Genomic DNA, 21,355 nt, shown 5'->3' on the forward strand with positions numbered 1-21,355 from the left:
GGGGCGCCGCCTTCGGCGTAGCGGCCTGCCGGACGCCGCTAGCGCTTCGGCACGGCCTCACCGGTCGACACATCGATCACCTTCCGGCCGTCCAGCGGCTTCTCCAGGGTCACGGTCTTGGTGAACTCCTTGGCGATCTTCACGCAGATCTGGCCCGGCTTCTTGTCCTTGCCGACGACCTTGGTCTTCACCGTGGCGGCCGACTCCTCGGCGCTCACCGAGTAGACGCTGCACACCCCGCCCCAGAAGTGCACGGTCAGCTTCCGGCCGCCGTCACCCACGTCGTAGGACTCCAGCGCCATCGCCCCGGGCTTCCCGGACGGGCCCTTGGGGGTGTGGTCCTTGTGCGCCAGGTACTTCGGGTCCACCGCGGGCTGCGCCACGATCGTCGCGGGAGCGTCCGGAGCGCCGCCGGCGGACGGCTGACGGACCTTGTACAGCCACGACGGCACCAGCGCCTGCCCGCCGTCCACGTACTGCACCGCGAGCCCGAAGACCGCACCGGTCACCTCGGCCGGCTTCTCCGCCTTCGTCGGTGCCGGCTCACAGGGCGCGATCGAGCCGTCCTTGTTGCCCTTCTCGCCCTTGGGGGGTGTCGAGGGGCAGCCGGCCGGGGTGCGGCCACCGCCCGAGTTCAGCCGGTCCAGGGTCTTCTCCGCACCCAGTACGGGGTACACCGCGCCCTTCGCCGGATGCGCCAGCTGACCGCTGCCGCCGACCACCTGACCGTCCGAGCCGACCTGCAGATCGCTCTGCCAGCCGTACGTCGGCAGCCCGCCCAGCACCGGATTCGCGGTCACGATCCGCACCGCGCCGGACAGCCCGCTCGCGTCCAGCTTCGCGTTCTGCTGGCCGAGCGCCGCCAGCACCGGCTTCACGGCCTGCTCGGCCTTCGCCGGCGAGACCGCACCCTTGCCGCTGCTGTCGTCCTCGGTCGTGATGTCCCCGCCACCCCGGTAGGAGGGGCAGCCGGGCCGGCTCGACGCCTCGTCGCCGCCCTTGTCGCCCTTGGGGGAGGCGGGCAGCGCGCAGTTCGTGCCGCCCGGGGTCCCGTACTGCGAGTACGTCCAGGAGCCCGAGCCGGTCTTGGTCACCTGGAGGACCGGGCTACGGGCGTCCCGGGTCGGTCCGCCGACCTTCCAGGTGCTCCCCTCGGAACGCACCTTTCCCGCCACGTCCAGCGCCTTCGCCAGCCGTTCCACCGACTCCCGGCTGATCTCGCCCTTGGGCCGGTAGACCGGCGCCGACGAGGGCCCGTCCGGCAGCTTGCCGACCGGTTTGTACTTCGCACCCTGCGGATTCGGCTCCCCGGCGGCTATGGAGCCGCCGCCCGTATAGCCGTCGAGCGCCAGCGGCGGCGGACCGCCCGGGCCCGCGCCGCCGGAGCCCTCGTCGCTGGACGCGGACGAGGCCCAGTACGCCGCGCCGCCCCCGGCCAGCAGCACCGCGGCGGCCATCGAGGCGACCAGCACCGGGCTGCGCCGCCTGCGCTCCTTGGGGCCGTCCGGCGTCTCAGGGCTCTCCTCGGTGTTCACCGCATCGCTCCTTCGCCTCCGCTGAACATCTGACGTGCCATCCTCTCGGGACGGACATCGATGGGACGGAGCGGGGGCGCACACGGTTCCCTCAGGGTCCCCGTACGGGCGCCGGGGGGCGACCACTCACCCCGCGGCACCCGGTCGGCTCAGTCGCCGTACTCGGACATGCCCTCCACCAGAGCGGCGGAACGGGCGGGCACCTCGACGCCGTGCAGATCGGCCGCCCGGCCCGGCGCCGGAGCCGGGTGCCGGCCGGTCTTCCAGCGCCCGGACATCCGCGCGCAGTCACCGCGCAGCTCGTCGAGGGACTCCGGCTCGGTCGCGGCGTGCGAAGGGGCGACACGCGGTGTGACGGCTTTCACAGGCTTGGTCATAGGGGCACCGTACGCAGCCGCGTTCCGAGGAGAAAGCCCTACTATTGGGTAGTTTCACTCGTTCCGGGTGGGCGGGATGACCGGATGCCCGTGCGTCCAGCCGGGTAGCGTTGCTCTACGTCCGCCCGTCCCTCCGCCATCCGCAGGAGCAGACCCGTCGTGCGTATCGCAGTCACCGGCTCCATCGCCACCGACCACCTGATGACCTTCCCCGGCCGCTTCGCCGACCAGCTCGTGGCCGACCAGCTGCATACGGTCTCGCTCTCCTTCCTGGTCGACCAGCTCGACGTCCGCCGCGGCGGGGTCGCCCCCAACATCTGCTTCGGCATGGGCCAGCTCGGCATCGAGCCGGTCCTGGTCGGCGCCGCGGGCAACGACTTCGAGGAGTACCGCGCCTGGCTCGACCGCCACGGCGTCGACACCCGCTCCGTCCGCATCTCCGAGGTCCTGCACACCGCCCGCTTCGTGTGCACCACCGACGCCGACCACAACCAGATCGGCTCCTTCTACACCGGCGCGATGAGCGAGGCCCGGCTGATCGAGCTGCAGCACGTGGCCGAGCGGGTCGGCGGCCTGGACCTCGTCCTGATCGGCGCGGACGACCCCGAGGCGATGATCCGGCACACCGAGGAGTGCCGGACCCGCGGCATCCCCTTCGCCGCCGACTTCTCCCAGCAGATCGCCCGCATGGACGGCGAGAACATCCGCACCCTCATGGAGGGCGCCAGCTACCTCTTCTCCAACGAGTACGAGAAGGGCCTCATCGAGTCGAAGACCGGCTGGACCGCCGACGAGATCCTCGCCAAGGTCGGCACCCGGGTCACCACCCTCGGCTCCAACGGCGTCCGCATCGAGCGGGTCGGTGAGCCCACCATCGAGGTCGGCGTCCCCGAGGAGAAGGTCAAGGCCGACCCCACCGGCGTCGGCGACGCCTTCCGCGCCGGCTTCCTGTCCGGCCTGGCCTGGGGCGTCGACCTGGAGCGCGCCGCGCAGATCGGCTGCATGCTGGCCACCCTCGTCATCGAGACCGTCGGCACCCAGGAGTACGAGCTGCACCGCAGCCACTTCATGGACCGCTTCACCAAGGCGTACGGCCACGAGGCCGCCGCCGAGGTCCAGCAGCACCTGGCCTGAACCGGCCGGTCCGTCCCGTCAGACGCGGCGCCGCACCACATACGCGGCGCCGCGTTCGGCTGCCCGCTCCCCGACGTACTCCTGCTCGCGCATCGTGCACCAGGCGGGGATGTCCTGCTGGGCCGCCTCGTCGTCGGAGAGCACCGTCACCGTCCCGCCGACCGGCACCCGGCCGATCACCTTCGCCAGCTCGATGACGGGGATCGGGCAGCGCTTGCCGAGCGCGTCGACGACCAGGTCCCCGGGCCCGGCGGCCGGCGCGGCCTCCGGTCCGGCGGCCCCGGCCGGCGCGGCCTCCACCGGCCTCGCGGGCACCCCCAGCCGCTCCCGCACCGACCGCACCAGCCCCGGCAGCACCTCCAGGAACCGCTCCACCTCCGCCTCGGCCGTGCCGTACGGCAGCGACACCCGGACGTTCCCCTCGGAGAGCACGCCCATCGCCCGCAGCACATGGCTCGGGATCAGCGTGCTCGACGTACAGGACGACCCGGACGAGACGGAGAAGCCGGCCCGGTCGAGCTCGCCCAGCAAGGTCTCCCCGTCGACATAGAGACAGGAGAAGGTGACCAGATGGGGGAGGCGGTGCACCGGATCGCCGACCACCTCCACGTCCGGGACCAGCTCCGGCACCCGCGCCCGGATCCGGTCCACCAGCGCCCGCAGCCGGCTCGCCTCGGCGGACGTCTCCGGGCCCCGCAGGGCACGCAGCGACGCCGCGGCCGCCACGATCGCCGGAAGGTTCTCGAACCCGGCGCTGCGGCCCGACTCCCGCTCGTCCGCCGGTCCCTGGGGCGCGAACCGGGTCCCCTTGCGGACCACGAGCAGCCCCACTCCGGGCGGGCCGCCCCACTTGTGCGCGCTGGCCGCCAGCACCGACCAGGCGCCGGGCACCTGCCCCCACGGCAGCGACTGCGCGGCGTCCACCAGCAGCGGCACCCCGGCCTCCTGGCACAGCCCGGCCACCTCCTCGACCGGCTGTTCCGTCCCCACCTCGTGATTGGCGGACTGCACGGCGACCAGCGCCGTGTCCCCGGTGAGCGCCGCGGCCACGTCACCGGCCGCCACCCGCCCGGCGCCGTTCACGGCCACCTCCGCACGGGTGCCGCCGGCCGCCTCGTGGACCTCCGCGGCATGCAGGACGGAGGAGTGCTCCACGGCGGAGTGCACCAGCCGGCGGCCGGCACGCCGGCGGGCCGCCAGCACGCCGGACACTCCCGAATGCACCGCATGTGTCCCCGATGGGGTGAAAACCAGCTCGTCCGGACGACAGCCGACGGCCTCGGCCGCGGCCTCCCGGGCGGCGTCCAGCAACAGCCGGGCGCGGCGCCCTTCGCGGTAGAGGCGGGCCGGATCGGCCCAGCCCTCGTCCAGCGAGGCGAGCAGGGCCTCGCGGGCGACGGGGTGCAGGGGGGCGGCGGACGCGGCGTCGAAGTAGGGCACGTACGAGACGTTAGCCCAGCACCGGCGCGCCGTCAGATGCCTGGTGGAAGCGGGTATTCGGGCGTTCGGGCGGCGGCTCGGGGACGCCCCGGCCACCCCTTAGGGGTGCTGCGCGGCGCGTTGGGCACCCTCCCCGCGCGACCCCAAATAGCGTCCAGTAGGGTTTGGTCCGCATAAACATCCAAACCCCTGCCCGACGCAGGGCGGCGACCGACCAGCGAGTAAGGCCGCAGCCGACCGCGCGGGCGAGACTCTCGGGAAGGCGCTACGTGAGTCCCAACGGCTCCGACCGCTCGTCGCGGCGCCCGATGCGGCGGAAGCTGCCGCAGGTGCTTGCTGCGGGCCTGGTCCTGGCGACCGCTACTGGTTGCACATATAAGGACTTCCCCCGCCTCGGCATGCCAACGCCCGTCACCGACGAGGCGCCGCGGATCCTCTCTCTTTGGCAGGGCTCCTGGGCCGCCGCCCTCGCAACGGGCGTGCTGGTGTGGGGCCTGATCATTTGGAGCGTGATCTTCCACCGCCGCAGCAGGACCAAGGTGGAGGTCCCCGCGCAGACCCGGTACAACATGCCGATCGAGGCGTTGTACACGATCGTCCCCTTCATCATCATCGCGGTGCTGTTCTACTTCACCGCGCGTGATGAGAGCGCGCTCCTCAAGACTTCCAAGAAGCCGGACCACGTCGTCAACGTGGTGGGCTTCCAGTGGAGCTGGGCGTTCAACTACCTGGAGAACGTGGACGGCAACAAGTCGACCACGAACATCAACTCCAGCGCGCTCTCCGCCATCCCGGACAAGTGGAAGAAGACCGCGCCGGCCGGTGCCGACGGTGTCTACGACACGGGTACCCCGGGCGAGCGGAACCCGCAGACCGGTAACCCCGGTCCCACCCTGTGGCTGCCGAAGGGCGAGACGGTCCAGTTCGTGCTGACCTCTCGTGACGTCATCCACTCCTTCTGGGTGGTGCCGTTCCTGATGAAGCAGGACGTCATTCCGGGCCACACCAACGTCTTCGAGGTGACTCCCAACAAGGAGGGCACCTTCATGGGCAAGTGCGCCGAGCTCTGCGGCGTCGACCACTCCCGGATGCTCTTCAACGTCAAGGTCGTGTCCCCCGAGCGTTACCGGGCACACCTGAAGGACCTGGCGAAGAAGGGCCAGACCGGATACCTGCCGTCGGGCATCAAGCAGACGGATCACGCCAGGAATGCGGAGACGAAGAACCAGTGAGCATCCTCAACGAACCTCAGGGTGCCGCCGCCGATACGGCTCCGGCAGCACCGCCCGTACGCAAGAAGCAACCCGGTATCGCTGCCGTGAAGTGGCTGACGACCACTGACCACAAGACCATCGGCACGATGTACCTGGTCACGTCGTTCGCGTTCTTCTGCGTCGGCGGCCTGATGGCGCTGCTGATGCGCGCCGAGCTGGCCCGTCCCGGCACGCAGATCATGTCGAACGAGCAGTTCAACCAGGCGTTCACGATGCACGGCACGATCATGCTGCTGATGTTCGCGACGCCGCTGTTCGCCGGTTTCGCGAACCCTACTCCCCGCTGTCGGACGCGGTCCGCTCGCCGGGCGTCGGCGCCGACATGTGGATCATGGGTCTGGCCTTCTCCGGCTTCGGCACCATCCTCGGTTCGGTCAACTTCATCACCACGATCATCTGCATGCGTGCGCCTGGCATGACGATGTTCCGGATGCCGATCTTCACCTGGAACGTGCTGCTGACCGGTGTGCTGGTCCTGCTGGCCTTCCGAGGTCATTCCGGTGTTCTCCCGGAAGCCGATGTTCGGTTACATCGGTCTGATCGCGGCGACGATTTCGATCGCCGGCCTTTCGGTCACGGTGTGGGCGCACCACATGTACGTCACCGGCGGCGTGCTGCTGCCGTTCTTCTCCTTCATGACGTTCCTCATCGCCGTTCCGACCGGTGTGAAGTTCTTCAACTGGATCGGCACGATGTGGAAGGGCTCGCTGTCCTTCGAGACGCCGATGCTCTGGGCGGTCGGCTTCCTGATCACCTTCACCTTCGGTGGTCTGACCGGTGTCATCCTGGCCTCGCCGCCGATGGACTTCCACATCTCCGACTCGTACTTCCGGCCGACGGCTTCACGACGCTGAACACCATCTCGACGATCAGCTCGTTCCTGCTGGGCCTGTCGATCCTGCCCTTCATGTACAACGTCTGGAAGACGGCGAAGTACGGCAAGAAGATCGAGGTCGACGACCCGTGGGGCTACGGCCGTTCGCTGGAGTGGGCGACCTCCTGCCCGCCGCCGCGGCACAACTTCCTCACCCTGCCCCGGATTCGCTCCGAATCCCCGGCGTTCGATCTGCACCATCCGGAGATCGCGGCCCTCGACGCGCTGCACAACGGTCACGGCGCGGCGGATGACAAGTCCCTCGCCGGCGGCAAGGAGGCGGGCAAGTGAGAATCCAGGGCAAGATGTTCATCTGGCTCTCGGTCTTCGTGCTGGCCATGGCCGTCGTCTACGGCCTCTGGTCGAAGGAGCCGGCGGGCACCACGGCGCTCTTCCTCGCCTTCGGCCTGTGCATCATGGTCGGCTACTACCTGGCCTTCACGGCCCGGCGGGTCGACGCGGGTGCCCAGGACAACGAGGACGCCGAGGTCTCGGACGACGCCGGTGAGCTGGGCTTCTTCAGCCCGCACAGCTGGCAGCCGCTGTCCCTGGCGGTCGGCGGTGCGCTGGCCTTCCTGGGCGTCGTCTTCGGCTGGTGGCTGCTGTACTTCTCGGCCCCGGTGATCCTCGTCGGCCTCTTCGGCTGGGTCTTCGAGTACTACCGCGGCGAGAACCGCACCCAGTGAGCGGCAAAAAGCACGGCTGACACGCCGTACGGCAGGCCCGGACACCTCAACAGGTGTCCGGGCCTGCCCCGTTTGGCGGCGCGGGGCAGACCCGTTTGCAGTCCTCCAGCGCGCTGGGGGTGGTGATTCTTCGTACTTTTGGGGCATGAGTTACAGACCTCGAACCCGGACGGTGCTGAGCTGCGGCCTCCTGCTCGTGCCCCTCGCGGTGAGCACCGCCGCGTGCGGGGGCTCGGCGTCGGAACAGCTCTCCGCCAATCCCTATGACGCGAGCGACCAGATCACCGCCAACACCCCTGACGGCAAGAAGAAAGCGGACCCCGACAAGCCGCTTGAGGTCTCCGTCAAGGACTCCGACGCCCGGATCACGGACGTCACCGCCACCGATTCCACCGGCCGCTTCATCCGCGGCGAACTGAGCGCCGACGGCCGGCACTGGCGCACCACCGCGCCACTGGCCGCCGGCACCCGCTACACGGTGCGGGTCGACACCGAGGACGAGGACGGCTCGCCCGGCCGCAAGACGCTGGTGGTCAACACCACCGACGCGGACGGCCAGTTGACCGCGACCTTCGGCCCGGAGAGCGGCGAGTACGGCGTCGGCCAGCCGGTCACCGCCGAGCTGAGCCAGCCCATCAAGGACGCCAAGGCCCGGGCCGTCGTCGAGAGCGCCCTGAAGGTCGACTCGATGCCCCGCGTCGAGGGCTCCTGGCACTGGGTGGACGACAAGAAGCTGCACTTCCGCCCGAAGGAGTACTGGCCTGCCCACGCCACCATCTCGGTGCACAGCAACCTCACCGGCCTGAAGATCGCCAAGGGGCTCTACGGCGGCCAGTCCAAGCCCATCAAGCTCACTACCGGCGACCGTGTGGAGGCCGTCACCGACGCGGCGGCGCACCAGATGACGGTCAAGCGCAACGGCCAGTCGATCAACACCATCCCGGTGACCACCGGCAAGCCCGGCTTCTCCACCCGCAACGGCGTCAAGGTCGTGCTCGGCAAGGAGAGCTTCGTACGGATGCGCAGTTCGACCGTCGGCATCGCCGCCGGCAGCTCCGACTCCTACGACCTGCCGGTCTACTGGGCCACCCGGGTGACGTGGAGCGGTGAGTACGTCCACGCCGCACCCTGGTCCGTCGGATCGCAGGGCGCGGCGAACGTCAGCCACGGCTGTACGGGCATGTCCACCGGCAACGCCCAGTGGTTCTTCAACACCGTGCGGGTCGGCGACCTGGTCACCGTCATCAACAGCGGCGGGGACACCATGACGCCGTTCGACAACGGCTTCGGCGACTGGAACATGCCCTGGAAGGAATGGCGGGCCGGCAGCGCGCTGAAGAACAAGGCCGGCAGCACCACAGGCGCCGCAGAGCGCCAGCAGGACCCCGGCAGCGACGCCCGGCTCCGCCCTCGGATCTGAGCCCGCTCAGCGGCCGCCCAGGCCCCGTCCGGGGCCGGGCCCGCCGCTCAGGTCTGCACGAGGTTCTTGCGGCGCAGCAGCCCCGCCAGGGCGTCGGCAAAGGCCATCGGGTCGATCGGGTGCGGCACCGCCGCGTCCGCCCGGCTCCAGGTGGCCAGCCAGGCGTCCTGGGGGCGGCCGATCAGCAGCAGCACCGGCGGGCACCGGAAGATCTCGTCCTTGATCTGCCGGCAGACACCCATCCCGCCCGCCGGCGCGGTCTCGCCGTCCAGCACGCAGACGTCGATACCGCCCTGGTCCAGGGCTTCGAGGACCGCGGGCGCGGTGGCGCACTCCAGGATCTCGATCTGCGGGACATCGGCGGCGGGGCGCCGTCCGGCCGCCAGCCGGACCTGCTCGCGGGTGTGGGCGTTGTCGCTGTAGACCAGCACCGTGGCAGTCGCCTGCATCGTTCCTCCACGCTCCTCGTAGCGGCAGAGCCTCGGGTGGCGCTCTTGGGCCGGATGCTACTCCCGCGGCCCCATGGCGCAGGAGGGGTTGAGCGGATCCAAGATCTGCCCGACAGCCCGTCAGGACCGGCATCCGGGGGCCGGGCGGGCCGCCGCGTCCGGTCGGCTTCCCCCCTTCGGGCGACTGCCGAAACGGTCCGTACGAGCAGGGCATACGTCCTTGACACACCGAACGGCACCCCCCGGAGTGAGGGCGGGATAAGCGACCGACATAATGTCGGTCGTGGCGACAGCAACGACAGTAGAAACCGGGCACGCGCACCCGTCGGTCAATCGGCCGAACCTCACCAGCGTCGGAACCATCATCTGGCTGAGTTCCGAGCTGATGTTCTTCGCGGCCCTCTTCGCGATGTACTTCACCCTTCGATCGGTGACCGGATCCGCGTATTGGAAGGAATCCGCCAGTGCGCTGAATCTTCCGTTCTCCGCGACCAACACCACGATCCTGGTGCTCAGCTCACTGACCTGCCAGCTCGGCGTTTTCGCGGCCGAGCGCGGCGATGTCAAGAAGCTCCGCGCGTGGTTCGTGGTCACCTTCATCATGGGTGCGATCTTCATCGGCGGTCAGGTCTTCGAGTACACGGAGCTGGTCAAGCACGAGGGCCTGTCGCTCTCGTCCGGCCCGTACGGCTCGGTGTTCTACCTGACCACCGGTTTCCACGGACTGCACGTGACGGGCGGTCTGATCGCCTTCCTGCTGGTCCTGGGCAGGACGTACGCGGCCAAGAGGTTCACCCACACGCAGGCCACCGCGGCCATCGTTGTGTCCTACTACTGGCACTTCGTCGATGTCGTCTGGATCGGCCTCTTCGCCACGATCTACCTGATCCGGTAACCGGTACCGGGCCTGGTTGCCGGGTCCGCACATCAGACAGACATAGCCAAAGCATCGACGCAGAAGATCCTGACACCGGGGTAATCCGTGAAAAAGCTCTCCGCACGACGGCGCCATCCGCTGGCGGCGCTCGTCGTCCTACTCTTCGCGCTGGCGGTCACCGGGGGGCTGTACGCCGCGTTCGCGCCGGCGGACAAGGCTCAGGCCGATGACACCGCCCAGTCCCTTGCCATCAAGGAGGGCAAGAAGCTCTATGCCGTCGGCTGCGCAAGCTGCCACGGCTCCGGCGGTCAGGGTACGACCGACGGCCCGAGCCTGGTCGGCGTCGGCGCCGCAGCCGTTGACTTCCAGGTCGGTACCGGCCGTATGCCCGCCCAGCAGCCCGGCGCCCAGGTGCCGCGGAAGAAGCCGATCTACAACGACGCCCAGCGCGAGCAGCTGGCGGCGTACGTGGCCTCGCTGGGCCCCGGCCCGTCCGTCCCGGAGAAGTCTCAGTACAGCTCCGACGGTGCCAACATCGGCAAGGGCGGCGAGCTGTTCCGCACCAACTGCGCGCAGTGCCACAACTTCACCGGTAAGGGCGGTGCCCTCACCGACGGCAAGTTCGCACCGACGCTCGAGGGCGTGGACCCGAAGCACATCTACGAGGCCATGGAAACCGGCCCGCAGAACATGCCCTCCTTCGGTGACGGCTCGCTGAGCAAGCAGAACAAGAAGGACATCATCGCGTACCTCGGCGCCGTCAACGGCGATGAATCCGAGAGCCCCGGCGGCCTCGACCTCGGCGGTCTCGGCCCGGTCAGTGAGGGTCTCTTCGGCTACATCTTCGGCCTGGGCGCGCTGGTCGCGGTCGCCATCTGGGTCGCAGCCCGGACTACGAAGGCCAAGAAGTCATGAGCGAGACTGGACGACACGAAGACGTGCCAGAAGAAATTCTTCCCGGTGAGCGGGAGACGGCTCACGAAGGCGCGGTGAGCACGGCGGACAATCCGTTCGCCGACCCGGGGCTGCCGGCCCACGAGCACCGCGCGCAGGACATCGACGACCGGGCCGCCCGGCGCTCCGAGCGCACGGTCGCCCTGCTCTTCCTGGTGTCCATGATCGCGACGGTCGGCTTCATCGCCGCGTACGTGGCGATCCCGATCGACAAGATCGTCTACATCTGGCCGATCGGGCACATCAGCGCGCTGAACTTCGCGCTGGGCCTGACGCTGGGTGCCGCCCTCTTCTGCATCGGCGCCGGCGCGGTCCACTGGGCCCGCACGCTGATGTCGGACGTGGAGGTCGCCGACGACCGTCACCCGATCGAGGCCGAGCCCGAGGTCAAGGCCAAGGTCCTGGCCGACTTCAAGATGGGCGCGGAGGAGTCGCAGTTCGGCCGCCGCAAGCTGATCCGCAACACGATGTTCGGCGCGCTGGCCCTGGTGCCGCTCTCCGGGGTCGTCCTGCTGCGTGACCTCGGCCCGCTGCCCGGCACCAAGCTGCGGACCACCAACTGGAAGAAGGGCGTCCGGCTCGTCAACCAGTCCACGAACCTTCCGCTGCGTCCCGAGGACATCGCGGTCGGCTCCCTGACCTTCGCCAAGCCCGAGGGCCTGGAGGAGGACCAGGAGGACTTCAACGAGAAGATCGCCAAGGACGCCCTGATGCTCGTGCGGATCCAGCCGCAGGACATCAAGGACAAGAAGGAACTCGCCTGGTCCCACGAGGGCATCGTGGCGTACTCGAAGATCTGCACCCACGTGGGTTGCCCGATCAGCCTGTACGAGCAGCAGACGCACCACGTGCTCTGCCCCTGCCACCAGTCGACCTTCGACCTGTCCGACGGCGGTCGGGTGATCTTCGGTCCGGCCGGTCACGCCCTGCCGCAGCTGCACATCACGGTGAAGGACGGCTTCCTCGAGGCCGCTAGCAGCTTCGCGGAGCCCGTCGGCCCGAGCTTCTGGGAGCGCGGATGAGTAACGAGACAACCGCGACCACCACGCGCCGTGGCCCGGCGCCACGGGGTGAGCGGATCGCCGACTGGGCGGACGGCCGGCTGGGCATCTACAGCCTCGCCAAGTCCAACCTGCGCAAGATCTTCCCGGACCACTGGTCCTTCATGCTGGGTGAGGTCGCGCTCTACAGCTTCGTCATCATCATCCTGACCGGTGTCTATCTGACGCTGTTCTTCCACCCGAGCATGGCCGAGGTGACCTATCACGGTTCCTACGTGCCCATGCAGGGAATCCGGATGACCCAGGCGTTCGAGTCGACGCTGGACATCAGCTTCGACGTCCGCGGTGGTCTGCTCATCCGGCAGATCCACCACTGGGCCGCGCTGGTCTTCCTGGCCGCGATGATGGTCCACATGATGCGGGTGTTCTTCACCGGCGCCTTCCGCAAGCCGCGTGAGGTCAACTGGCTGTTCGGCTTCCTGCTGTTCGTGCTGGGCATGTTCACCGGCTTCACCGGTTACTCGCTCCCCGACGACCTGCTCTCCGGCACCGGCGTGCGGTTCATCGAGGGCGTCATCCTGGCGATGCCGCTGGTCGGTTCGTACCTGCAGATGTTCATCTTCGGGGGCGAGTTCCCCGGGCACGACATCATCCCGAGGTTCTTCACCGTCCACGTGCTGCTGCTGCCCGGCATCATGCTCGGCCTGCTGGTCGCGCACCTGATCCTGGTCTTCTACCACAAGCACACCCAGTTCCCCGGGGCCGGCAAGACCAACGACAACGTCGTGGGCATGCCGCTGATGCCGGTCTACATGGCCAAGGCCGGAGGCTTCTTCTTCCTGGTCTTCGGTGTGATCTCGGCGATCGCCGCGATCGCCAGCATCAACCCCGTGTGGGCCATAGGGCCGTACCGGCCGGACCAGGTCTCCACTGGTGCGCAGCCGGACTGGTACATGGGCTTCGCCGAGGGCCTGGTGCGCGTCATGCCGGGCTGGGAGTGGAACTTCTGGGGCCACACCGTCAACTTCGGCGTGCTGATCCCGATCCTGATCTTCCCCCTGGTCCTGGTCGCCATCGCGGTCTACCCGTTCGTCGAGTCCTGGGTCCGCGGCGACAAGCGCGAGCACCACATCCTGGACCGCCCGCGCAACGTGCCCACCCGCACCGGCTTCGGTGTGGCCTGGCTGATCGCGTACTTCGTGATGCTGATCGGTGGCGGCAACGACCTGTGGGCGACCCACTTCCACCTGTCGATCAACTCGATCACCTGGTTCGTCCGGATCGCGTTCTTCGTCGGGCCGGTGCTGGGCTTCATCGCCACCAAGCGGATCTGCATGGGCCTGCAGCGGCGCGACCGCGACAAGGTGCTGCACGGTCGCGAGACCGGCATCATCAAGCGTCTGCCGCACGGTGAGTTCATCGAGGTCCACGAGCCGCTCGACCAGGAGCAGCTGCACGTCCTCACGCAGCACGAGCAGCCCAAGCCGCTCGAGCTGGGTCCGGAGGTCGACGAGAACGGCGTGGAGCGAAAGCTGAAGCTGACGCAGAAGCTGCGCGCCAGGCTCTCGCGGGCCTACTACGAAGAGGACAACGTCATTCCCAAGCCCACGGTGGAGGAATACAAGGAGATCAGCAGCGGCCACGGCCACCACTGATCCCCCGTGCGCCTCGTAGCGCACCGTAGGTAGTACGCCACCCAGAGGGCCCCGTCCGAGCATCGAACGGGGCCCTCCGGCATGCCTGCCGTCTCGATAGGGTGACGGCATAAGCAGGACAGACATCAGGAGCGTGGACCATGAACGTTGTGACCCCGGCAGGCGGCGACAGCGTGGCGGCCCACACCTGGCCCGGCATCCTGAACGCCCTGCTCGACGGCCGTGACCTCTCCGCCGACGACACCGCCTGGGCGATGGACAAGATCATGCGGGGCGAGGCCGGCGACGCCCAGATCGCCGGGTTCGTGGTGGCCCTGCGCGCCAAGGGCGAGACCGTCGCGGAGATCTCCGGACTCGTCCGGACCATGTACGAGCACGCCCGGCTGATCGAGGTGCCCGGCCCCAGCGTCGACATCGTCGGCACCGGCGGCGACGGCGCCAAGACCGTCAACATCTCCACGATGTCCTCCATCGTGGTCGCCGGGACCGGCGCCAAGGTCGTCAAGCACGGCAACCGCGCCGCCTCCTCGGCCAGCGGCGCCTCCGACGTCCTGGAGAAGCTCGGCGTCAACCTCGACCTCACCCCGCGGCGGGTCGTCGAGGTCGCGCAGGAGGCGGGCATCACCTTCTGCTTCGCCGTGAAGTTCCACCCCTCGCTGCGGCACGTCGCCAACGCCCGCGGCCAGCTCGGCATCCGCACCACCTTCAACGTGCTGGGCCCGCTGACCAACCCCGCCCGGGTCCGCGCCCAGGCGACCGGCGTCGCGGACGCCCGGATGGCGCCGATCCTGGCCGGGGTGCTCGCCGAGCGCGGCTCCTCGGCGCTGGTCTTCCGCGGCGACGACGGCCTGGACGAGCTGACCACGACCGCGACCTCGCGGGTGTGGATCGTGCGGGACGGCGCGGTGCACGAGGAGCCCTTCGACCCGCGTGACGTCGGTATCCCGCTGGTGCCCGTGGAGGCCCTGCGCGGTGCGGACGCCTCGTACAACGCCGATGTCGCCCGGCGCCTGCTGGACGGCGAGACCGGTCCGGTACGCGACGCGGTGCTGCTGAACTCCGCGGCGGCCCTGGTCGCGCTGGAGCCGTCCGGGGAGCCGCTGGCCGACCAGATCAGGGCCGGCATGGCGAAGGCCGCCGCCTCGATCGACTCCGGCGCCGCCAAGCGGGCGCTGGAGCGCTGGGTGGCCGCCAGCAACGCCTGAGCGGCCGGTGACGCAGGGTGTGACCCAGGGCTCAGTCCGTCATCTGGACTGAGCCCTTGCGCGTCATTGCTCGTGTGGCATGATTCTGCGCAGGTCACGAGTGACAGCGACACAGGCCCCGGCCCGCTGTCCGGCAACCCTCCTTCCGTGGCGGGGTGCCCCGGGTGATGACCAGGCCGCAGGCAGCGAGGTCTGCGGCAAGCGCGGATCCCTCGCCAGGGATCCTGGTCCCCGAGGGAGAACTTCCGTGAATCAGCGAATGCGATAGGGCTCGACGGCCCCTTTTCCGCACCCTTTTTCCTTCACGCTGCGCCGCCGCGCCGTGCGCTTCCGCACACCCTGTCACGCGCCTTCCCGCAGCGAATTCGCTTTCCTCTTACGGGAGTTCGCCATGTCTGTTTCCGCCGTTGCCACCGACCCCGCCATCTGTGCCCCGCTGCCGGTGCTCGGCCGGGACGTCCGGGTCCCGCTCGTCACCGGCGGCGAGGTCGACTACGCCGCGCTGGACTACGCCGCCAGCGCACCGGCACTGCAGCGGGTCTGGGACGACGTGGCCGCCTACGCCCCGTACTACGGCAGCGTGCACCGCGGGGCGGGCTACCTCTCGCAGCTGTCCACCGACCTCTTCGAGAACAGCCGCCGCACCATCGCCGAGTTCCTCGGCTGCCGCGCCGACGAGCAGGTCGTCTTCACCCGCTCCACCACCGACTCCCTCAACCTGCTCGCCGCCGTACTCCCGCAGGACACCCGGGTGTTCGTCTTCGAGACCGAGCACCACGCCTCCCTCCTGCCCTGGGAACAGCGCGCCGACGTGACGGTGACGTACCTCAACGCACCCCGCACGCCCGCACAGGCGGTGGCCACCCTGGAGCAGGCGCTGGCCGACCTGGGGGCACCCCCAGCGGTAGCTGGGGGAGAGCCCTACGGCCCGGCGCTGGTCTGCGTCACCGGTGCCTCCAACGTCACCGGCGAGCTCTGGCCGGTCCGGGAACTGGCCGCCGCCGCCCACGCGCACGGCGCGCGGATCGTCCTGGACGCGGCGCAGCTCGCCCCGCACCACCCCGTCGACCTCGCCGAACTGGACGTCGACTGGATCGCCTTCTCCGGCCACAAGCTGTACGCGCCGTTCGGCGCCGGGGTGCTGGCCGGCCGCGCCGACTGGCTGCGGGACGCCGAGCCGTACCTGGCGGGCGGCGGCGCCAGCCGCAAGGTCTCCCGGCGCACGGACGGCGGCGTGGACGTCGAGTGGCACACGACGGCCGCCCGCCACGAGGCCGGTTCGCCCAACGTCATCGGCGCCTACGCGATCGCGTCCGCGTGCAAGGCCCTGACCGAGGCCGGCTTCGACACCCTGGTGGCCCGTGAGCAGGAACTGATCACCCGGGTCCGCGAGGGCCTGGCCGAGGTGCCCGAGGTGCGCGTCCTCTCCCTCTTCGGCGACGACGCCCCGCGCGTCGGGGTCCTCTCCTTCGTCGTCGACGGCTGGAACAGCTCGCACTTCGCGGCCGCGCTCTCCGCGGAGTACGGCATCGGCGTACGCGACGGCCTCTTCTGCGCCCACCCGCTGGTCCGCACCCTCCTGGGCAGCGACCCGCAGGACCCGGGCGAGTGCGGCGCCCCCGAAGCGGCCCCCGGCGAACTCTCCCTCAACGCGATCCGGGTCTCCTTCGGCGCCGGCACCCCCGACGAGCACGTCGACCGCTTCCTCCGCGCGGTCAAGGAACTCGTCGCGGACGGCGCCCGCTGGAACTACCGCACGGTGGACGGGCGTTGCGTGGCCGTTGTTTGACCTTCCCACGTGTTTGTCTGGCCCGCCGTGGGTGTTGCTCGCCGTTGCTCCCCCACTGCCTAAAGGGCGTGGGAGGTACCCCCAGCGGCGGGCCGGGTGATTGTCGGGTGCGGTGCCGGCCCTCCGGACTTCGTCCTCCGGTCCAGCCCCTCCCGTTGGAGGAGAGGTTGAAGGCCGGTGGGGGCGGGCGTCAGTAAGACGCCCGCCCCCACCGGCCTTTCTCCTCCCCACTACGGGAGGGGGCGCGCCGCAGGACGAAGTCCGGAGGAGCGGCACCGCACCCGACAACAACCCGGCCCGCCGCAGGCGCCACGGCGAGAAGGCACACGGCGGGAAAGCCGACAACGTACGCGGCGCCGCAAAGCGCAACGGCGAGCAACACCCACGGCGGGGCAGACAAAAACGTGCGGGCTACGCCTCAAGGCCAATCGCGAAGGCTGCCTCAAGGTCATGCTGCGAATACGTGCGGAAGGCGATGTGCGTCTCCGTGGAGGCGACGCCGGGGATCTTGCTGATGCGGCCGGGGATGACGTCCGCGAGGTCGTCGTGCCGGGCGACGCGGACCATGGCGATCAGGTCGTGCGCGCCGGTGACCGAGTAGACCTCGCTGACGCCCTCCAGCGCGGCGATCTTCTCGGCGATCTCCGGGATCTGGTCCACGCTGGTCTTGATGAGCACGATCGACGTGATCACGGCTGGCTCTCTCCCTCGGTCGCCCGGTCGTTCCCCCTGGTGGCCCCCACACTATCCCTCCGGTAGCGGGCCCATGCGTAGAGGAAGCCGAGTGCGAAGCCGACGACATGGGCGAGGTAGGCGACACCCGGGCCGTTGGGGTCGTCCTGGGCGGCCTGCCACTGGAGGAAGAACCAGAACAGCAGGACGGCCCAGGCGGGGAAGCGCAGCGGGAGGAAGAAGAGGAAGGGGAAGACGCTGGTGACCCGGGCCCTGGGGAAGAGGTACAGGAAGGCGCCGAGGACGCCGGCGATCGAGCCGGACGCGCCCACCAGCGTCTGGTTCGAGGAGGCGTGTGCGGCCGCGTAGCCGAGCAGCGCCAGGTATCCGATGATGAGGTAGAAGGCGGCGAACGTCAGCCGGCCCATGCGCGCCTCGGCCATCCCGCCGAAGACGTAGAGGAACAGCATGTTGCCGAGCAGATGCAGCCAGCTGCCGTGCACGAACAGTGCGGTGAGCGGAGTGATCAGCGCCCGCAGGGAACCGCTCCACAGCTCCAGCGGGACCACGCCCCACCGCTCGAAATAGGCGGTCTGGGCCTTCAGCAGCGCGTCGCCGGTGCCGTACATCCGGTTCAGGCCGGCGGCGGGGCCGAGGACGAAGACCGCACAGCACAGGCCGATCAGCACATTCGTCACCCGTGAGAGCACCGCGGTGGGGTGCGGCGGGCGGGGGAGGAGGCCGGACGGGAACAGCGAACGGGAGCGGGGGGAACGGGGTGAACGGGGTGGGGGAGCCGGCGCCGTCATGAAGTGATCATGGCGTAATGCGGGCAATCGGGACAGAGTGCCTCGCCGTGTCCCGGCTCCTGGGCGGGGCCCGCACCGGCCCCCCATCAGGCCGTAGGGTTGCAGGCAGTACTTTGCGTACTTCCGCAGTCCGACGGCGCACCGCGTGAACGGCGCAGCAGCACGAGATCGACGAGCACGAAAGAGGACGACAGGATGTCTGTTCCCCTGCCGACGGCCGAAACCCGGTGGCGCTGCACGCTGTGCGGAAACCTCACGCGGTTCGACGTGACCCGCCAGGCCAAGGTCGTGGAGTACGTCCACCTGGACCTGGCCGGTGAGCCGAAGGTGGAGGAGCGCGAGGTCCTCAGTGAGACCATCGAGTCCGTGCGCTGCCGCTGGTGCAACGCGGTCGACCAGATCGAGCTGGTGGACCGTCCGGGCGCGAGCGCCTGAGATCGGAGCGATGCAGCCGTGGTGGACCGTCCAGAAGGGGAGTCGGGGGCCGAGCGTCACGACGTACCCGAGGGTGCGGCGGACGAGGTGCTCGACCGACCGCTGCCCGAGGGCGTACGGCGCCGGGTCGTGGCGCTCACCGCGGAGTCGTTCGGTGCGCTGACGGTTGCCGAACTCCCCGCGCCACTGCGGCAGTACGCCCGTTTCACCCCGACCCGCCGGGCCAAGTTCGCCGGGAACGCGATGGCCGCGACGCTGGAGAGCGACGCGGTCTTCCGGCAGCGGATCGCCGGAAAGCTGCGCGAGGCCCAGCCGGAGCTGGCCGGGGCGCTGGAGCACGGTACCCCGCCCGCCGCCGCCGATCCGCTCGATGTCGCCGCGGCCGCCTATGTGCTGCGGCCCGAGGGCTGGGTCAAGCTCGTCGCGGCGGCCGGTGAGGAGGCTCAGCGGGCGAGCGCCGAACGGGCCGGCGAGGAGGCCGAACGGGAGCTGGCGCGGCTGCGCGAGGAGCTGGCGCAGGCCCGCGGCGAGGCCCGCGCGGACGCCGAGCGGATCCGGGCGGACCTGGACGCCGCCCGCCGGGAGAACGAGTCGCTCCGGCGCAAGCTGCGCAGCGCGCAGAGCGACGTCAAGCGGGGCGAGGCGGCGGTGCGCAAGGCCGACGCGGCGATCGCCGAGGCGCGCGACCGGGCGGCCGCGGAGAAGACCGCGGCGGACAGCGAGATGCGCCGGCTGAAGGCCCGTATCGCCGAGGTCGAGACGGCGCTGGAGACCAGCCGGCGGGCCACCCGCGAGGGCCGCAGCGTCGAGGACATGCGGCTGCGGCTGCTGCTGGACACCGTCCTGGACGCGGCGCAGGGGCTGCGCCGTGAGCTGGCGCTGCCGCCCGCCAACGTCCATCCGGCCGACACCGTCGAGGCGGTCGCGCCGGGCCGGATGACGCCCAAGGACATCGCGACGCGGGCCCTGTCGGACATGGATCCGGCGCTGCTCGACCAGCTGCTGGCGCTGCCGCAGGCGCATTTGGTGGTCGACGGCTACAACGTCACCAAGACCGGCTATCCGACCATGCCGCTCGACAAGCAGCGGCTGCGGCTGCTGGGCGGGCTGGCGGTGCTGGCCGCGCAGACCGGCGCGGAGATGACCTGTGTCTTCGACGGTGCCGAGCTGGCGGCTCCGGTGCTGCTCGCGCCGCCGCGGGGCGTACGGGTCCTTTTCAGCAAACCGGGCGTAACGGCCGATGAGTTGATTCGTCAGCTGGTACGGGCCGAACCGCCCGGCCGGCCGGTCGTGGTGGTCTCCACGGACCGGGAAGTGGCCGACGGCGTGGCGAAGGCCGGGGCCCGGCCGGTCTCATCGGCATTGCTCCTCAAGCGACTTGCCCGGACCTGACGCACGGCATCCCGACGGGGTGCGCCGGGGGGAATTGTGCCCGTCATTCGTCTCTGAGCGTCAATTGACGCTTACTGCCTGTGTGATGTTGGTAAAGGATGGGGTTTGTGGCGCAGATTTTTCCCGTGAGGATTTGAAGCGATCACAGCTCGGTTACTAAGGTCAGGGCGAACCTTCATACAGGTGATCATCCAACCGGGATGAACAGTGAAGGTACCGCCGAGTCCGCAGCGTTGACGCGGAGCCGGGGTTCGCCCCCACTTCCCGGTAGGCGGCTGGAGGAAGAAGGAGCTCGCCCCCGTGGCGTCCCACCGTCGACCCAAGCAGCCGAGCCGTACTCGCGTGACCGTGCTCACCGCCACCGCCGCGGCGGCCGTCGCCCTTTCGTCCCAGGCCGCCCAGGCCGACCCCCACCAGTCGAAGAAGGACGTCAAGTCCGAGGTCGACAAGCTCTACAACGAGGCCGAGCAGGCCACGGAGAAGTACGACGGGGTCAAGGAGCAGCAGGACAAGCTCCAGAAGGAGGTCGACGCCCTCCAGGACAAGGTGGCCCGCGGCCAGGGTGACCTCAACCAGCTCCGCAAGGGCCTCGGCGCGGTCGCCTCCGGCCAGTACCGCAGCGGCTCCATCGACCCCTCGGTGCAGCTCTTCCTCTCCGGCGACCCGGACACCTACCTCGAAAAGGCCGCCACGCTCGACCAGTTGAGCGGCAAGCAGGCCGAACAGCTCAAGACCATCGCGGACAAGCAGCGCCGGCTCGCCCAGGAGCGCGCCGAGGCCGCGGCCAAGATCAAGGACCTCTCCGACACCCGCAAGGCGCTGGGTGACAAGAAGGACGAGATCAAGGGCAAGCTCGCCAAGGCGCAGCAGCTGCTCAACCAGATGACGGCCAAGGAGCGGGCGGCCATGCAGGCCGAGGAGAACCGCGCCAACCGCAGCAACGAGCGGGTCAACCTCGGCGACGACGTGCCCGCTTCGCAGCGTGGCGCGGCCGCCCTGTCCGCCGCACAGTCCAAGATCGGTTCGCCCTACGTCTGGGGCGCCACCGGCCCGTCGTCCTTCGACTGCTCCGGCCTGACCTCCTGGGCCTACGCGCAGGCCGGCCAGTCCCTGCCGCGCACCTCCCAGCAGCAGGCCAACGCCGGTACCCGGATCGGCTCGGAGAGCGCCCTCAAGCCCGGCGACCTGGTGCTCTTCTACGGCGACCTGCACCACATCGGCCTGTACGCGGGCAACGGCACGGTGCTGCACGCCCCGAAGCCCGGTGCCGCCGTGCGCTACGAGTCGATCAACAACATGCCGTTCCAGTTCGGTGTGCGGGTCTGACGTACGGCGCCGCGGTCACGTAGGCGGTCAACGGGCCGCCGTACGGGTCTG

The 21,355-nt window shown here is 69.7% G+C and carries 19 protein-coding genes, 1 pseudogene and 1 riboswitch; of the genes and pseudogenes, 14 read left to right on the forward strand and 6 right to left on the reverse strand.

Annotated elements, in window-relative coordinates:
• Positions 1–38: 38 nt before the first annotated feature.
• Entirely contained in the window at positions 39–1,535 is a 1,497-nt protein-coding gene (locus OO62_RS30280; RefSeq protein WP_033270833.1) for a hypothetical protein, read from the reverse strand.
• Positions 1,536–1,684: 149 nt separating this feature from the next.
• Positions 1,685–1,912, reverse strand: coding sequence for a hypothetical protein (locus OO62_RS30285; RefSeq protein ID WP_033270834.1), 228 nt, complete (start codon positions 1,910–1,912; stop codon positions 1,685–1,687).
• 159 nt (positions 1,913–2,071) lie between these two features.
• On the opposite strand from OO62_RS30285, the gene OO62_RS30290 reads away from it, so the two are divergent.
• Positions 2,072–3,046 (forward strand): carbohydrate kinase family protein, encoded by a 975-nt coding sequence (locus OO62_RS30290; RefSeq protein ID WP_033270835.1) that lies wholly within the window; start codon positions 2,072–2,074, stop codon positions 3,044–3,046.
• A gap of 18 nt (positions 3,047–3,064) precedes the next feature.
• On the opposite strand, the gene OO62_RS30295 is transcribed toward OO62_RS30290, so the two are convergent.
• Entirely contained in the window at positions 3,065–4,486 is a 1,422-nt protein-coding gene (locus tag OO62_RS30295; RefSeq protein ID WP_033270836.1) for a cysteine desulfurase/sulfurtransferase TusA family protein, read from the reverse strand.
• Between the two features lie 269 nt (positions 4,487–4,755).
• Between OO62_RS30295 and ctaC the strand changes: the two genes are divergently transcribed.
• The 4 genes and pseudogenes from ctaC to OO62_RS30315 all read left to right on the forward strand — a co-directional run bounded on the left by ctaC (position 4,756) and on the right by OO62_RS30315 (position 8,740).
• Complete coding sequence (ctaC, locus tag OO62_RS30300) at positions 4,756–5,718, forward strand: aa3-type cytochrome oxidase subunit II (protein WP_030415449.1); 963 nt, start codon at positions 4,756–4,758, stop codon at positions 5,716–5,718.
• Positions 5,715–6,925 (forward strand): annotated as a pseudogene (locus OO62_RS39175) (cytochrome c oxidase subunit I). The gene ctaC and the pseudogene OO62_RS39175 overlap by 4 nt, the downstream one beginning before the upstream one ends.
• On the forward strand, positions 6,922–7,320 hold the full coding sequence (locus OO62_RS30310; protein ID WP_033270838.1) for a cytochrome c oxidase subunit 4: 399 nt from the start codon (positions 6,922–6,924) through the stop codon (positions 7,318–7,320). The pseudogene OO62_RS39175 and the gene OO62_RS30310 overlap by 4 nt, the downstream one beginning before the upstream one ends.
• Positions 7,321–7,465: 145 nt before the next feature.
• Entirely contained in the window at positions 7,466–8,740 is a 1,275-nt protein-coding gene (locus OO62_RS30315; protein WP_228332418.1) for a L,D-transpeptidase, read from the forward strand.
• 47 nt (positions 8,741–8,787) lie between these two features.
• Here OO62_RS30315 and OO62_RS30320 read toward each other — a convergent pair whose 3' ends face one another.
• A complete protein-coding gene (locus OO62_RS30320; RefSeq protein ID WP_033270840.1) occupies positions 8,788–9,189 on the reverse strand; it encodes a DNA-binding transcriptional response regulator in 402 nt (133 codons plus the stop codon).
• 274 nt (positions 9,190–9,463) lie between these two features.
• Here OO62_RS30320 and ctaE point away from each other — a divergent pair, with 274 nt between their 5' ends.
• From ctaE to OO62_RS30350, 6 genes are all read left to right on the forward strand, one after another.
• Positions 9,464–10,084 carry an aa3-type cytochrome oxidase subunit III gene (ctaE, locus tag OO62_RS30325; RefSeq protein WP_033270841.1) on the forward strand — a complete coding sequence of 207 codons (621 nt, stop codon included), beginning with the start codon at positions 9,464–9,466 and terminating at the stop codon, positions 10,082–10,084.
• An 87-nt stretch (positions 10,085–10,171) separates the two neighbouring features.
• The gene (qcrC, locus tag OO62_RS30330; protein WP_033270842.1) at positions 10,172–10,981 is read left to right on the forward strand and encodes a cytochrome bc1 complex diheme cytochrome c subunit; all 810 of its coding nucleotides are present in this window, start codon (positions 10,172–10,174) and stop codon (positions 10,979–10,981) included.
• Positions 10,978–12,042 (forward strand): cytochrome bc1 complex Rieske iron-sulfur subunit, encoded by a 1,065-nt coding sequence (qcrA, locus tag OO62_RS30335; protein WP_033270843.1) that lies wholly within the window; start codon positions 10,978–10,980, stop codon positions 12,040–12,042. The genes qcrC and qcrA overlap by 4 nt, the downstream gene beginning before the upstream one ends.
• Complete coding sequence (gene qcrB, locus OO62_RS30340; protein ID WP_033270844.1) at positions 12,039–13,676, forward strand: cytochrome bc1 complex cytochrome b subunit; 1,638 nt, start codon at positions 12,039–12,041, stop codon at positions 13,674–13,676. Before qcrA ends, qcrB begins: the two co-directional genes overlap by 4 nt.
• A 140-nt stretch (positions 13,677–13,816) precedes the next feature.
• A complete protein-coding gene (gene trpD, locus OO62_RS30345; protein WP_033270845.1) occupies positions 13,817–14,881 on the forward strand; it encodes an anthranilate phosphoribosyltransferase in 1,065 nt (354 codons plus the stop codon).
• 92 nt (positions 14,882–14,973) lie between these two features.
• Positions 14,974–15,091: riboswitch (SAM riboswitch) on the forward strand.
• A 181-nt stretch (positions 15,092–15,272) separates the two neighbouring features.
• Positions 15,273–16,670: an aminotransferase class V-fold PLP-dependent enzyme gene (locus OO62_RS30350; RefSeq protein WP_033270846.1), complete on the forward strand. Its 1,398-nt coding sequence runs from the start codon at positions 15,273–15,275 to the stop codon at positions 16,668–16,670.
• 411 nt (positions 16,671–17,081) lie between these two features.
• Here the strand turns inward: OO62_RS30350 and OO62_RS30355 are convergent, their stop codons facing one another.
• A complete protein-coding gene (locus tag OO62_RS30355) occupies positions 17,082–17,363 on the reverse strand; it encodes an Lrp/AsnC ligand binding domain-containing protein (protein WP_033270847.1) in 282 nt (93 codons plus the stop codon).
• Positions 17,360–18,040, reverse strand: coding sequence for a rhomboid family intramembrane serine protease (locus tag OO62_RS30360; RefSeq protein WP_033270848.1), 681 nt, complete (start codon positions 18,038–18,040; stop codon positions 17,360–17,362). The genes OO62_RS30355 and OO62_RS30360 overlap by 4 nt, the downstream gene beginning before the upstream one ends.
• Before the next feature lie 306 nt (positions 18,041–18,346).
• Between OO62_RS30360 and OO62_RS30365 the strand changes: the two genes are divergently transcribed.
• The 3 genes from OO62_RS30365 to OO62_RS30375 all read left to right on the forward strand — a co-directional run bounded on the left by OO62_RS30365 (position 18,347) and on the right by OO62_RS30375 (position 21,304).
• Positions 18,347–18,586 (forward strand): hypothetical protein, encoded by a 240-nt coding sequence (locus OO62_RS30365; protein WP_033270849.1) that lies wholly within the window; start codon positions 18,347–18,349, stop codon positions 18,584–18,586.
• Between the two features lie 87 nt (positions 18,587–18,673).
• Positions 18,674–19,978 (forward strand): NYN domain-containing protein, encoded by a 1,305-nt coding sequence (locus OO62_RS30370; protein ID WP_099869147.1) that lies wholly within the window; start codon positions 18,674–18,676, stop codon positions 19,976–19,978.
• Between the two features lie 300 nt (positions 19,979–20,278).
• On the forward strand, positions 20,279–21,304 hold the full coding sequence (locus OO62_RS30375) for a C40 family peptidase (protein ID WP_033270850.1): 1,026 nt from the start codon (positions 20,279–20,281) through the stop codon (positions 21,302–21,304).
• Positions 21,305–21,355: the final 51 nt, after the last annotated feature.

Source organism: Streptomyces lydicus (assembly GCF_000717345.1).
GTDB lineage: Bacteria > Actinomycetota > Actinomycetes > Streptomycetales > Streptomycetaceae > Streptomyces > Streptomyces lydicus.

What these genes read in the sequence shown, in the direction of transcription:
- OO62_RS30285 (WP_033270834.1), bottom strand. Translation starts at nt 1,912, where the DNA reads ATGACCAAGCCTGTGAAAGCCGTCACACCGCGTGTCGCCCCTTCGCAC.
- OO62_RS30315 (WP_228332418.1), top strand. Translation starts at nt 7,466, where the DNA reads ATGAGTTACAGACCTCGAACCCGGACGGTGCTGAGCTGCGGCCTCCTG.
- OO62_RS30320 (WP_033270840.1), bottom strand. Translation starts at nt 9,189, where the DNA reads ATGCAGGCGACTGCCACGGTGCTGGTCTACAGCGACAACGCCCACACC.
- ctaE (WP_033270841.1), top strand. Translation starts at nt 9,464, where the DNA reads ATGTCGGTCGTGGCGACAGCAACGACAGTAGAAACCGGGCACGCGCAC.
- qcrA (WP_033270843.1), top strand. Translation starts at nt 10,978, where the DNA reads ATGAGCGAGACTGGACGACACGAAGACGTGCCAGAAGAAATTCTTCCC.
- qcrB (WP_033270844.1), top strand. Translation starts at nt 12,039, where the DNA reads ATGAGTAACGAGACAACCGCGACCACCACGCGCCGTGGCCCGGCGCCA.
- trpD (WP_033270845.1), top strand. Translation starts at nt 13,817, where the DNA reads ATGAACGTTGTGACCCCGGCAGGCGGCGACAGCGTGGCGGCCCACACC.
- OO62_RS30350 (WP_033270846.1), top strand. Translation starts at nt 15,273, where the DNA reads ATGTCTGTTTCCGCCGTTGCCACCGACCCCGCCATCTGTGCCCCGCTG.
- OO62_RS30365 (WP_033270849.1), top strand. Translation starts at nt 18,347, where the DNA reads ATGTCTGTTCCCCTGCCGACGGCCGAAACCCGGTGGCGCTGCACGCTG.